Origin of the sequence: Streptomyces mutomycini (assembly GCF_001700505.1) — a bacterium.
GTDB lineage: Bacteria > Actinomycetota > Actinomycetes > Streptomycetales > Streptomycetaceae > Streptomyces > Streptomyces mutomycini.
In genome coordinates, this window is record NZ_MAPV01000062.1 from 1 (window position 1) to 13,383 (window position 13,383).

At 70.4% G+C, this 13,383-nt stretch carries 9 protein-coding genes; all 9 read right to left on the minus strand.

Features of this window, described 5'->3' with window-relative positions; translation table 11 throughout:
* The coding region (locus tag BFF76_RS10190; protein WP_478077015.1) for a WXG100-like domain-containing protein at positions 1 to 3,428 on the minus strand (3,428 nt) is incomplete at its 3' end.
* 81 nt (positions 3,429 to 3,509) lie between these two features.
* Complete coding sequence (locus BFF76_RS10195; protein ID WP_031098241.1) at positions 3,510 to 3,878, minus strand: hypothetical protein; 369 nt, start codon at positions 3,876 to 3,878, stop codon at positions 3,510 to 3,512.
* 2 nt (positions 3,879 to 3,880) lie between these two features.
* The gene (locus BFF76_RS10200; RefSeq protein ID WP_065848046.1) at positions 3,881 to 4,336 is read right to left on the minus strand and encodes a YbaB/EbfC family nucleoid-associated protein; all 456 of its coding nucleotides are present in this window, start codon (positions 4,334 to 4,336) and stop codon (positions 3,881 to 3,883) included.
* Positions 4,337 to 4,493: 157 nt separating this feature from the next.
* Complete coding sequence (locus tag BFF76_RS10205; RefSeq protein WP_065848047.1) at positions 4,494 to 8,303, minus strand: AAWKG family protein; 3,810 nt, start codon at positions 8,301 to 8,303, stop codon at positions 4,494 to 4,496.
* 121 nt (positions 8,304 to 8,424) lie between these two features.
* Positions 8,425 to 8,889: a type VII secretion system-associated protein gene (locus BFF76_RS10210; protein ID WP_031098251.1), complete on the minus strand. Its 465-nt coding sequence runs from the start codon at positions 8,887 to 8,889 to the stop codon at positions 8,425 to 8,427.
* 131 nt (positions 8,890 to 9,020) lie between these two features.
* Complete coding sequence (locus BFF76_RS10215) at positions 9,021 to 9,329, minus strand: WXG100 family type VII secretion target (protein ID WP_031098253.1); 309 nt, start codon at positions 9,327 to 9,329, stop codon at positions 9,021 to 9,023.
* Positions 9,330 to 9,420: 91 nt separating this feature from the next.
* Positions 9,421 to 9,756, minus strand: a complete 336-nt coding sequence (locus BFF76_RS10220; protein WP_031098256.1) for a hypothetical protein — start codon at positions 9,754 to 9,756, stop codon at positions 9,421 to 9,423.
* Positions 9,757 to 10,225: 469 nt separating this feature from the next.
* Positions 10,226 to 11,836, minus strand: coding sequence for a type VII secretion protein EccB (eccB, locus tag BFF76_RS10225; protein ID WP_065848048.1), 1,611 nt, complete (start codon positions 11,834 to 11,836; stop codon positions 10,226 to 10,228).
* Positions 11,837 to 11,882: 46 nt separating this feature from the next.
* Positions 11,883 to 13,292: a type VII secretion integral membrane protein EccD gene (gene eccD / locus BFF76_RS10230; RefSeq protein WP_031098262.1), complete on the minus strand. Its 1,410-nt coding sequence runs from the start codon at positions 13,290 to 13,292 to the stop codon at positions 11,883 to 11,885.
* Between the last annotated feature and the right edge of the window lie 91 nt (positions 13,293 to 13,383).

Sequence of the window (13,383 nt, forward strand, 5' to 3'; positions counted from 1 at the left end):
CCGCCGGTCCCCGTGCCGTGTCCTGTGCCGGGGCCGGGAGCCCGCCCGCCGGTGCCGTCACTGCCGCCCGGCTCCAGGTACACGTCGGTGGCCGGCTCGCTCCACGGCCGCGACAGGGTGGCGAGCTTGTCGGGGGCGGGCGTCGTGGCGGTGGTGGAGTCCGGGACGACCGGGTTGCCGTGTACGGGGGTTGCCTTCTCCGCGGTGCCCGCCGTCGGGGGCGTGGCGGTGGAGGTGACGGCCGGTACCCCGTCGGTGTCCGTGGTGCTCTCGGTGGCGGGGCGGGGCATCGGGCCGAGGGCGTCGGCGAGCGGCAGCAGCACGTCCGCGCCGGGGAACGCGGTGTCCGCGGTGCCGTCAGCCGTCGAGGCGGGCGTCGGGCCGGTGAGCGTGCGGACCTGGACAGGGGCGCCCGGCCCCTCGCGGGTCAGCTCGACCGCGGCGCGTACGGGGCGTCCCGTCCCGTCGGGCGCGACCACCGGCCCGAGCACCACGGCCCGGTCGGTCCCGGCTCCGTCCAGCAGTTCGGCCGCCTCCTGCGACCCCTCCCCCGGCGGCGGCACCTGCGACACCACGATCGTCAGGGGTGGTGCCGGGGTGGAGTCGGGGTTTCCGGCGCGCGTGGGGTCGGACTTCACGTCGGTGGTGCCGCTGACATCCCGTACGTCGCCGGTGTCTGCGAACGAGCCGACGGTGCCCACCTTCGGCGGGGCGGTGCCGGTGTCGGTGTCGGTGCCCAAGGCCGGGCCGGGAGCGGTGTTGGTCGCGGGGTCGGCAGACGGAGCGGTGGTGGCGTCGCCCGTGCTGCTGTCGCCGACGGAGGTAGGGACGCTCCCGCCGGAGTCCGGCGTGACGTCGGTCCTGTCCGGGTCGACGGCCTCCGGCGTGGGAGTGGTCTGCGGGGAGTCGTCCGTCGCGGTCGGCGAGCCGTCCACCGGGACTGCGCCGTCCGGGGCGCGGGTGCCCTGCGGGGACGCGGCGGAGGAAGCCGGGGCACCTCCCGCCGTGGGCACGCCACCCGGCCGGGCGCCACTGCCCGCTCCGGGAGCGGAGGAGGTCGCGGGGCTGCCGCCCGTGGCGACGGGAGTGGGGTTCCCCTGGCCCTCCGGCACGGTGGCCGTGGCGTCGTTCCGGCCCGCCGCTTCCCCGGGAGACGTCTGGAGGTTGCTCTCCGGGACACCCTGGACGTCGCTCCTGGAAGACCCTTGCGTGTTGCTCTCGGGAGCACCCTGGACGTCGCTCTCGGCAGACCCCTGTGCATGGTTCACCGGAGCGCCCTGGACGTTGCTCTCCGAAGCACCCTGGACGTTGCTCTCCGGAGCACCCTGGACGTTGTTCTCCGGAGACGGCGACGTCACAGCAGATTCCGCCGGAACGTCCACGGCGACGTTCTCCGGGGACGACGCCCCGAGCGCGGCACCCGGCCCGTCCGCCACATCGTCCGACGGCGCGTCCAGGCCGTGGTCCACCACGAGGTCGGCATTGTCCCCGGTGGGACGTGCGGCGGGGTTTCCCGAGGTCGTGGTGGGGCTGTTGCCGGAGGTGCCGGGACTGTTCACCGCACCCGGGCCGTCCGCCGCGCCAGGGCTGCCGACCGTGCCGGGACTGTTCACCGGATTGGGTTCGCCCACCGTGCCAGGGCTGTCCACCGTGCCGGGGACGGCGCCCACCGTGATCGGGGCGTCGACCGTGACCTGAGTGCCGAAGCCGTCCAGGGCACGGCGGACCTCGTCCGTGTCGACCTGGTTGGCGGAGCTGCCCCCGGCAGGCACAACCCTGACCTCGGGCAGCTGCGACAAGTTGCTGTGCAGGCTGTCGCGGACACCGATCTCGGCACTGCCGGGCGGCTGGGCGCCGCGCAGGGCGGCGAGGTCACGCAGCGCCTGCTCGCGGACCTCGGCAGGGCCCTGGTGCACCTGCTGCCACAGCGCGTTCTCGGTGGCTGTCGCGGGCAGCGAGCCCGGTGAGTACGGCGGCGGGTCCAGGGACGTGTACGGCGGCGGGTTCTCGGAGACGTACGGCGGAGGCGACTGGCTGCCGGTGGCCTCCCCCGGTCCGGTGGTCTGCGACGTGACCGGCGGGGGCGAGGCGAGCGTGGGACCGTCGCCGCCCGTGGTGTCCGGACGCGAGGGACCGTCGGTGCGGTCCGGGCCGCCGCCCGAGCGCGAGGAACCGTCGTCGGAGTCCGTGGTGCCGCCCGACACGGTGGGCGGCGGGTTGCGCAGCTTGTCGATGGCGTGGCGCAGCTCGGCGGCACTGTTCACGGCGGTGTCGCTGAGCGTCGCCTCGACCTGACTGCTGATGCCCGCGCCGACGAAGGTGGACCAGCTGGTGGACCAGTCGCCGTCGAACGCACCCTTGATCAGGATCTCCGCTATCGCCTCGCCGGAACCTGCGGCGAGGAAGTCGGTCACCCCCTTCAGCCCGTAGTGCCCGGCCAGCGCACCCGGCCGGTCGGCGTTGTAGCGCAGGAGCTCGTTGTTCCGCCACAGCTCGGTGTTGTTCCGGAAGGAGAGCGGATTGTCCCGGAAGGTGACCGGCGGCCTGTTCGGGGGGTTGGGGCCGCTCCCGGACGGGTTGGGGCCGGGGCGGTCGTTGACGACGCTGTCGCGGTCGGGGTTCGGGGTCGGGTTCGGGCGGTTGTTCGTGAGGTCGAGGTTCGGGTTGTTCTTCAGGTTGGGGTTGTTCTTGAAATCGAGGTCCGGGGCGTTCTTGAGGAAGTTGTTGTCGAAGCTCCTGACGATGCTCCGCGCGAACTGGTCGAAGACGCTGGTGAGGAAGCCCGCCGCGGCGCCGAACGCGGCTGCCTTGCCGATGTCGCTCCAGTCGATGCCGTCGGGACGACGGCCGTCCGGGGCGAAGTTCATCATCGCCAGCCGCACCGCGAAGGTGGTGAACGCCTCGGCGAACGCCTCGGTCAGCGAGGGCGCCAGATGCAGCCGCTGGAGCAGGTGGCTGAGCGTGGTGAGGATGAAGAACCGGCTGCGCATCTTGGCCAGCATGATCTGGCTGGCCGAGGCGCCACCGGTGAAGAAGGACATCGCCAGGTAGATGGCGATCTCGATGAGCAGCCGGATGATCTCGGCGATGACCTGCCACTTGGACTCCATGATGTCCATGGAGGTCTTGCGCCGGCCTTCGGCGATCTTGTCGAGCTGCTCGGCGAAGTCACGCAGGTAGTTCTTGCCGCCGTCGTCGATGAGCATGCCCATCGCCTTGCTGTACGACTTGGCGAGGTCGTCCGGCATGGATTCGCCGATGTCGTGGACCGACTTGTCGATCAGCGAGGACAGCCTGTCCAGCTTCCGGCCGAGGCCGGAGTAGGGCCGACGGCTCTCGAAGGCGAGATCCTCGTCGGCGTCCATGAGCCTCTCCCCGGTGAGGATGAAGATCATCGCGTTGACCTCGGGCGACACCTGGATGCTCATCGGGGGCCGTCCTGGAGCCCGCGCGGGCAGGACGGAGCGGCCGCTCCCGTTATGGCGTGGGAGCGGCCTGCGGCGCGGAGGTCAGCGGCGCCCATGCCCGCCCGGGCCGTCGAGTCCATCGGTGTTGATGCGGTTGGTGCCCTGCTCGACGTTCTCGATGTTGCGGTCGCGGGTGTCCTTCATCATCCGGACATTGCCGAGCGTGGCGTCGGTGATGCCCACCAGCGCGTCGCGGATGGACAGCATGGTGTCCTTGGTGGTCTGCCGTTCCTTCTGTTCCTGCGGCTTGGCCTTCTCCGCGAACTCGCCCTCGGTGCCCGGCCAGCTCACCGTGGGTGCCAGCTCGTCGAGGAACTCCTCGGTCATGCTCCTGGTCAGGGTGCCGATCTCCTCCAGCTGCTTCGCCAGGGCCTCGATGCGATGCGGGTCTACGTAGTACCGCTGTCCCATCGTCAGTCCTCTCCCTCTTCGCCGATCGCGTCCCGCCATGCGGGAGCGGCCTGACCGGCGCGTGCCGAGTCCTCGGGGTCCTCGCGCAGCACTTCGGGGCCGAAGATGCGCTCCCAGTCCATCTCGAAGCCCTTCAGCTCCGGCACGTTGCTGCTGGGTTCGGCGAAGGGCGCCATCGCCTTCATCACATGCCGGTTCATCTTCAGGCGCGCCGCGCCCGCCGCCTCCAGGACGCTGGCGGCCAGCTCCTGCGGGGACATGTCGCGGTACTTGTTCTCCAGGAAGTCGATCCCGGTCAGCTCACCCTGCGGGCCCGCTGTGGCACGGACCGCACGGTCGGAGGAGAGCGCCGCGAACGAAGCCGTCCGCAGCTCGCGCTCGGTGCGTGCGACCGCCTCCTGGGCCGCCTGCAGCTCGGCCATGGCCTTCTCCAGGCGCTTCTCCAGCGGTTCCGTCATGCCCGCTCCCCCTTTCTCCGTCGGTCTCTCCGTGCGTCCGGCTCCGGTACCCGGAGCCCAACTGCTCTACTGATCATGCCTGGTGAAGGCCCTTTGGCGGTAGCTGGGGCAGGGTGCGCACCGTCCGCGTGCGACATCCGCCGCCCCCGTGCGGTGTTCACCGGCCGATGACGGCCGGGGTGCCGCCCTCCTCGGTGCCCCACACGTCCGAGTCCTCCTCCAGGTAGTCGGCGGACGTGGTGGGCCTGCGGCCCTGCTCCGTCTCCTCCGCGGGGGTGTCTCCGCCGGTGGTCGTCACGCGGGAGGCCGGGGCCAGGAAGGTGTCGGTGTCCTCCTGCCGGTTCCACGGGCTGCGCCGGCGGCGGGTGCGGCGCTCGCTCTCCTCGGCCGCGTCGACCAGGACGGAACGCACCCGCTCGCCGTTGCCCTTCTCTCCGCCGGCGCCCATGCCGCCCATGCCTCCGCCCATCGGCATGCCGGGCGTGCCGGGCGTGCCGGGGGCACCGGGGGCTCCTCCGGCGCCCCCGGCGGCGGTGAGTGGGGTTCCCGCGCCGGCGGTGACACTGTCGGAGAGGGGCGCGACCTGGCCCGTCCCGATGCCGTCCACAGAGGCTCCCGGGATGCCGCCGCCTGACGCACCGGCGGTCACCTGGCCACCGCTGAGCCCCAGTTCGGAGAGTGGTACGTCCCGGCTGGTGGTGCCGCCACCGCCGCCACCGCCACCGCCACCAAGGTCACCGAGTCCGCCCAGCTCGTCGAAGATGCCCGAACTGTTGGTGGGAATGGACGAGTTGAGGTCCTTCAGGTCCACCGTCTCGGTCCTGCCCTGGGCATCGGTGACCGTGGCGACGCCGGTGTCCGGGTTGATGACCTGCTTGCTGCCGTCCGGGAAGGTGGTGGTCAGCTGGCCGTCGTCCAGAAAGGTCGTGGAGCCGTCGGGGTTGTTCACCCTCGCCCCGTGGGTGAGGTCGGTCTCCACGGTGGCGCCGTCCGGGCCGGTGCTGGTGAGCATCCCGCTCTCCGGATCGAAGCGCGCCGAGCCACCGTCCGCGAACATCGTGGCGAAGTCGCCGTCGACGAGCCCGGTCTGCCCGCCCGTCGGGGTCTCCAGGCCGTCCAGGTTCCCCAGGCCACCCAGGTCTCCCAGGCCGCCGTTCCCACTGTTCAGATTGCCGAGGTTGCCGAGGTTCTCGGTCGTGACAGTGCCGTCGGGGGCGGTGGAGACGGCCTGCCCGGTCGCCGGATCAACGACCTGCTCGGTCCCGTCGGGGAACGTGGTGGTCAGCTTGCCGTCGTCACCCAGCGAGGTCACCGACCCGTCCGGATTGGTCACCTGCCCGAGGTCGCCCAGGTCCTGCGTGGTGACACTGCCGTCTGGATGCGTGGTGGTCAGCACACCGCTGTCCGGGTCGAACTTCGAACTGCTGCCATCCGGGAAGTCCGTTGTCAGTCCACTGTCACCGAGCTGAGTGCTGCCGCCGGTCGGCGTCTCCAGGGAACCGCCGTTACCGCTGTTCAGGTCGCCGAGGTTGCCCAGGTCGCCGATCGAGTCGGTGGGCAGCGAGGAGTTGATGTCTCCGAGATCTCCGAGGCCGCCGTTCCCACCGTTCAGGTTGCCGAGGCTACCGAGGTTCTCGGTCGTGACGGTGCCGTCGGGGGCGGTGGAGACGGCCTGCCCGGTCGCCGGGTCCACGACCTGCTCGGTTCCGTCCGGGAACGTGGTGGTCAGCTTGCCGTCGTCACCGAGCGCGGTCACCGACCCGTCCGGGTTGGTCACCCGTGCGCCGTCGCCCAGATTCTGCGTGGTGACACTGCCGTCCGGGTGCGTGGTGGTCAGCACACCGCTGTCCGGGTCGAACTGCGTGGTGCTGCCGTCCGGGAAGTCCGTTGTCAGTCCGGCGTCGTTGAGCTGGGTGCTGCCCCCGGTCGGCGTGTCCAGGGAGCCGCCGGCACCACTGTTCAGATCGCCGAGGTTGCCCAGGTTCTGGCTGATCGCCTCGTTGGCCGCGTCGGTGGCGTTCTTCGTCCCGCCCGGGCCGTTGTTGAGGTTGCCGAGACTGCCGAGGTTCTGGGACACGGGCGGCGTGACACCCAGAGGCGTCTGGTTGTCGCCACCGGGGTTGTTCACGTCGCCGAGGTTGCCGAGCTCCTCGGTGATCGTGTTGTTGAGGTCGTCGGGACCACCCGGATTGTTCAGGTTGCCGAGATCACCGTTGCTCTCGGTGACCGGCACGTTGAACAACTCGTCGAGGTTCTGCGTGTTGACCGCGTTCGGATCGTTGAGGCCGCCGAGGCTCTCCTCCACGATCTTCTGCTGCTCCTCGGCCTCCCGCTTGGCCTCCTCCTGTTCGCGCTTCTGTTCCTCGCGCAGCTCGTCCTGGTACTTCTTGTCCTCCTCGCGCTGCTGGTTCTGCTCGTTCCGCAGGTCGTCCTGGAGCCTCTTGGCCTCCTCCTGTTCGCGCTTCTGTTCCTCGCGCAGCTCGTCCTGGTACTTCTTGTCCTCCTCGCGCTGCTGGTTCTGCTCGTTCCGCAGCTCGTCCTGGAGCTTCTTGTCCTCTTCGCGCTGAAGCCTCTGCTCCTCGCGCAGCTCGTCCTGGTACTTCTTGTCCTCCTCGCGCTGAAGCCTCTGCTCCTCGCGCAGCTCGTCCTGGTACTTCTTGTTCTCCTCGTTCTCCTTCTTGATCTCCTCCTTCTCCTCCTCGAGCTTCTTCTTCTCGTACTCCTCGGAGGCCGTGCTGGTCGACTTGGGCTTGGGCACGCTCTCGGCGAAGTCCTTGCCCAGGTCGAGGAAATGGTTGTTCAGAGTCGACTGCACCTGACGGGCGGGGGTGATCAGCAGATCGTCGACGCCCTTGTTCCAGATCTCGACCGCCTTGTCACCGACCTTGGCCCAGTTGGCGATGTCGGTGAGGTCCCCGTAGTCGGGGTGCACCTGGGAGAACCCGGCCTTCGGACTGTGGCTGACGGTCGTCGAGTAACGGCTGGTGTAGGACTTGATCTCCGTCTTGGCCACGTTCTCGGTGTCCACCCACTGGGCGAGGTCGTCCAGGACGTAGCGCAGCACCCGGTGCGGGTCGTAGTAGGGGGACTTCGCCCACTTCAGCCACGCCGCCAACAGCGTGTTGGCGGCGTCCACCAGGTACGAGCGTCCCAGCGACAGCGCCCGCGAGTAGAGCGTGTTACCCGTTCCGGCCTCGTCCCCCGTGCCGGGCGAGGAGTTGAAGGTCTCGACGTAGCTGTCGTAGTTCTCGCGGACCTTCTTCAGCAGGCTGCGGAAGACCTCCGCGGCCTCGCCCTTCCAGCTGGCGTCCTCCCGGCCGAAGCGGTCCTCCCAGTCCTTGAGCAGCGGCGCCTGGTCCTTGAAGAACTTGGCCGCGAAGTCGAAGGACTCCCCCGTGCGGTTGAAGGAGTTCAGGTCCACCACGGCTTCGTCGGCCACACCGAGGTTGCTGAACCGGGCGTTCTTCGTGTCGCCCGTCAGCAGTTCGAGAAGCGCCGCCCGCGGCCCGTTCATGTACTGGGCGAGCGGGATGGTGCTCATCTTGTCCTTGTTGTAGTCCGTGAACTCGTTTCCCTCACGGACCTGGACGTTGTTCACGTCGTCGGAGTCGGTCCCGGCGAAGATGATCTCCTCACCGGCCTTCACCCGCCCCTCGAAGACGATGCGGGCCTGCATGATGGAGCGCTTCTTGCCGCTGTCGAAGAACCATATGTCGTAGTCCTCGCCCTTGTTCTGCAGGAAGCCGGAGTCCTTGACGAGCAGGCCGAGGCTGCGCTCCTTGATGTCCATCCGGAAGAGCTTGCCGCCGTGGTCGGAGCGGAGCTTGTCGAAGATGGTGGCGCGGTCGGGTACCGGATAGCCGGTGATGTGGGTGACCAGGCCGGCCCAGGTGTCGGACGATGCTCCACCGACGTCCTCGTACTTGTCGACGTTGCCGACGGATGTGGGATCGTACCTATCGGGCACCGGGGACCCTTTCTGGTCTGTTGTCGTCCGCGCCGGCGCGCCGCCCCGTCGTGTGGACGTGCAGCCGGGTCTCTCTCACAGCGTGTGCCGGGCGGGCGCCGATGCCTCGCACGGCACGGGATCAGGTCTCGTTCGTCTCCGAGGACCCGCTGGTGAGCGTGTCGACCTCGTCGAAGGTCTGCAGCAGCGTCTGGGCGTCGATCGCGTCCAGGTTCTTGTTCTTGGTCTTGTTGGCCTCTTCGATGGTGTCGGTGAGCGCTTCCTGCAGCTCCTTGAAGAGCTCCATCTGGTCGCCGAGCAGCTTGTCGATGGCCTCGGCCGCCGTCCGGACACCTTCGATCAGCTTGGGGCCCGAGACCAGGGCCTCGGTGGCCATCTTGCCGATACGCAGAAGCTGCTGGCCCTGTACGAGGTTGTCCGGGCTGGTGTGCCCGTCGATGAGGTCACCGAGCGGCCGGATGTTGGGCGCCTCGCCGTCCTCCCGGTGCTTCTTCGCCTTGGTGTACACAGGCTGCACCTCGTTGTCCCGGAAGTTCTCCATCTGCTTGAGGTCGAAATGCTTGACGTCGGCCTTCTCACCGGCCATGGGACGTCCTCCTGCCGTTCGGTACCGGACGGAACGCGGGCCGGCCGGACGAAGAGGAGTCCGGCCGGCCCGGGGGACCTGCCGTGCGGATCGCGCCGGGGAACGCCCCGGCACGACCCGCACGGCGGACCTCAGCGAGCCCGCACATTGCCCCAGTTGTCGGCGCTCCTGCGCTCGTCACGGGAGTGGTTGTCGTGGATGCTCTGGACCAGGTCACCGCTGTCGCCCAGGAGCAGGGCCATGTTCTTGGTGGCCTGGTCCCACTCCGCCTGGACTCCGCGGTACATCTGCTGGTCCTCACCCTCCCAGGACAGCACGAGCGGCTTCAGCTCGTCCTCCAGGTTGTTGAGGGTCGTGATGATCTGCTGGGTCTGGCCCTTCAGCTCCTCAATCGCGTTCCGGACCGTGGAGTACTGCACATCGATGATGCCGTCGGCCATGACATCTCCTCTCGGGTGTCCGGGCGCCAAGGCCCGGGAAGCTCACGGGTGCCGGCTCCCCGAAGGGGGCCGGGTGCCGCAGGGGGGTGGGTCAGCGCAGCGCTTCGAAGACACCCTGGCTGGTCTTGCTGTTGAGCACCTCGGTCAGGTCCTGGTTCTCCTTCGCCAGGCGGTTGGCCGAGGTCACGTTCTCCTGGAGCGCGTCGATCATCTTGCTGATCTGGACGACGACCTTCTGCGCCTCCGAGTTCCAGCTGCGGAAGAGCTTCAGCAGAGCCTGGCCCTCGTCACCGCCGACGCCCGAACGCGCCGCGACCTCGGCCACGTTGTTCTGGATCTTCTCGACCGCGGCCCGGGCCGACTCCAGGGAGGAGACACCTCCCAAGCCCTTGGCATATTCCGCTTTCCTGCCGGAACCGTCCGCCATGTCACGCTCCCTTCGTTCAGGCGAGTCTCCTCGCACCGTTGCCCGCTGAGGCTAAAGAGAATCCACCACCCGGCGCAACGGATGCAGGCAAGATTTGAGCATAGGTCAGCTCGCCGGAATCCTTGCACGGCAATGGAGTTGTCGAAATGTTTCCGCAAAATGAACCAGAGTTGCCCGGCCGACCGGAGCGACGGGCCGTCAACGCCCCGTTCCGAATCATGCGGTCAGGAAACGGGCGCGCCCACGCCGTGAACGGTCATCGGAGCCGCCCGTTTCCGGTGAAGCGGGCGGGGCTCCGGACCGGGCCTCCGAGAGCGCGGCGATCGAAAAAGTTTGAGCAAATTCTGAGCTTTCCCGCCGCGCTCGATGCGCGGCCAATCCACCTCAGAGCGACGGGAACACAGCATAAAGTCACAACTGCCCACCCCGTCTCATTCTTCGACGCCGCAGGAGCTGGTTGCCGGGGTGTTCAGGACGTGGAGCCGGCCGCCCCGGACGCACCCTCCGCGGCAGCCTGGTCCACCCGCTCCGCTTCGCTCTCCTCGGCCCTCTCGCCGCCCTGTTCCTCCGGTTCGCCGCCACCGCACCGCGGCGCTGTGACCTTGGTCTGCGCGGCACCGGACGCGGCTGCCGGGTCCAGGTCGGCGCCGGTCGGGAGGGCTGCCAGCAGGGGTGCGGGGACCGAGCTGATGTCTCCCTCCGCGTAGCCGAGCGCCGCCAGGGAGTCCTTGGCCGAAACCCGGTACTTCACGCCGTTCTCCGCCACCAGGTAGGTGGTGCCGGCGTGCGCGGCACCGCTCGCGTGCAGGGCGCGGACGAGGGCTCCGTGCCCGGGACGCACCACCGTGGCGTCCGTCCTGACACAGGCCGCCTTCAGCGGCTGGGCGGTTCCCTCCGACACGGCGACCGGGGCGAGCTCGGTCAGGGGCACCAGCACGGACTTGATCCGCGCGCCACCGTTGTCGCCGTCCACCTGCGCGCAGAGCGCGGTGCCGCGCTGCGCCGACTGCGGGACCGGCGGGGTCTCCGGCAGCTCCGCGGACCCTGCGGCGCCCGAGTCCTCTGCCCGGTGCTCGCGCAGCGCGTCCGCGCCGACCGCACGCACCTCGGGCGACTTCCCCTGGTAGGCGTCCTTCTGGGTGGCCGGGTCGCCCAGCACCAGCGCGGCGCCGAGCCGGGTCAGTGGCATCAGGCCGTCCTCGCGCAGCAGGTGGTACGTGCTGCCCGCGCCGGGCACGCCGACCTTGAACAGCTGGCCGATCCGGCTGGCTTCACCACCGAGCACCGGGCCCTCCTTGCCGCGCCCCGGGACCGCGGGCGGCTTCAGAGCGGGGCCGGGGGCCAGGGCGTCGAGGAAGGCCGCCGAGACGGGCATGGGCTGCTCGGAGCCGTACCCGAGGGCGTTACGGGCGTCGGAGGTGCGGTCCAGCGGCAGCCTGCTGCCCCGCCACACCAGGTACTCGGTGCGGTCCGGGCCGCTGACGAGCACCCCGCGGTCGGCGCCGACGCCGCGGGAGTCCAGGGGCGCCCCGGTGACCAGGGTGGTGGCCCCCGGCTTCTCGACCCCCGTGCCCGTCACCGCACCGGAGGTGCTGGCCACCGCACCGTCCGGTCCCGTGACGCACATGTGCCAGGCACCCTCGTCGAGCTGGCCGGACGCAGGCAGGGTGTCCGGCGCTCCGGGGATACCGGCCGGGGACCCCACCGGGATGTCCTGCAGCGAGGCGGTGGCGACGTCCACGGTGGGAAGGTCGGAGCCGCCGATCAGGCGCGCCGAGGCGTAGTTGCGTACCGGGTGCAGCACGCCGTCGGTACCGGTCCACAGGTACCGGGCACCGGTGTCCCTGTTGACCACCAGGTTCCTCGCGTCACGCCAGCCGTCGTTGCCGCCGGGGCGCAGGAGCCCGTACACGGTGGCGCCCGCGCCGATCAGGACGGTCACCAGCACGCCGAAGACCACACCTCGGGTGGTGCGTCCGAGCGGGCTCTCCGGGGCGTCGGGGTCGGCCGTCAGCAGGCCCGAGCTGAGCCTGCCCATCATGAATCCGTGGGCCTGTACCTGGTCGCGCTTGGACTGCACAGCCTCTCCTCAACTCGTTCTCCATGGACCCGGCGTACGGCTGTGCTCAGCCGAACAGGCCGCGCAGCCAGCCGAAGAGGCCCACCACCCACAGGGTGAGCGGCAGCAGCGCGACGGCGAGGCCGGTGTGCGCCAGCTCCGCCGCCCGGCCCCAGTACGGCAGCACCCGGCGGCCGGGCACCGTCCAGGAGGCGGTCACCAGTGCGGCCGCCGCGGCGAGCAGCACCCCGAAAACCACCACGCGACCGTCCGCGTCGCTGTCCACGGCCCAGGCCCGGGCCATCAGCAGCAGCCCCAGGACGCCGGGCACCGCGAGGGTGAGCCGCTGGCCGATGTGCACCAGGCCCCTGCAGTGCAGGAGCAGCAGGAGGCTCAGCGCGAGCCCGGTCAGCACCTCGGGCAGGTCCGCGTTCTCGGCGAGGACGACGAGGGCGGCGGAGGCGACGGTGCCGGTGGCGGCGAAGAGCGCGGTGACCCAGCGCCCGGCCAGTTCGGTGCGTTCGGCGACCTCGTCGCCCGCGTAGGGGTCGATGCCCTCCTGGAGCTGGCCGGCGGTCGACGGCAGCGCCGGCATCCGCATCCCGGCCAGCTTGAAGGCGAACGGCGCCACCGCCCCGGCGGCGAGCGTCACCACCGTGGACACCAGCGCCACGGCGGCCGGCACGCCCAGGCCGGAGTACCCCATCAGGGCCCCGGCGATCGCGGCGGCCACCGAGACCATCGCGGTGGCCAGCAGGGCCGGGGCGCCGACCGCGGTGGCGGCGAGCGCGAGGACCGCGCCGCCCGCACCCGCGGCGCCCGCCGCCAGCAGCCGGGCACCCGCGACCTGCCCCGCGTCGGGGCCGGTCAGGTCGCCGCCGGGCAGCACCCAGCCGACCACCGCCAGACACGGTGCGACCAGCAGGCCGAGCGCGGTCGCGGAGAGGCGGTCGCCGACCGCTCGGCTGGCGGAGCCCGCACCCGCGAGCAGGAGCAGCCCGACCACGGCCGCACAGGCCGCCCGGGAGGCCCCGGAGCTGGTCGTCACCCCAGGCCAGAACACGAGCACGAGGGCGGCCACCACGGTCGCCACCGCGGTGCCCACCAGCAGCCCGCGGGCCGCCGCGGGTGACCAGGTGTACAGGCGTCTGCCCACGGTCTCGGCTATCCCGTCCACCAGGTCGTCGAGGCGTGCCTCGGGCAGTGCCTCGGTGTGCGGGCGCAGGTAGAGCACGGCACCGTCGGCCAGCCCGGCCCGGGCCAGGGTGGTCTCCTCGTCGAGCGGGGCGTCACCCAGTCGCTGGAGTACCCAGCCGGCGTGGTCGAGTCCGGCCTCCTCGGCCTCCTCGCCGACGTAACGCAGAAGTGTGGGCAGCAGATCGGCGACCGGCACGTCGGCGGGCACCGCCAGATCGATACTGACGCTCGGTGCACGTACGGTCAGGCGGCACGATTCGGCCACCGCGCTGTCGGTCATCAGCTGAACTCTCGTCTTCCGGAAGGCTCTGACAGGAGGACTTCCCCCGCGAGGGGGGATGTGCGAAGAGTACGGAAGGTCCGTCCGGCCG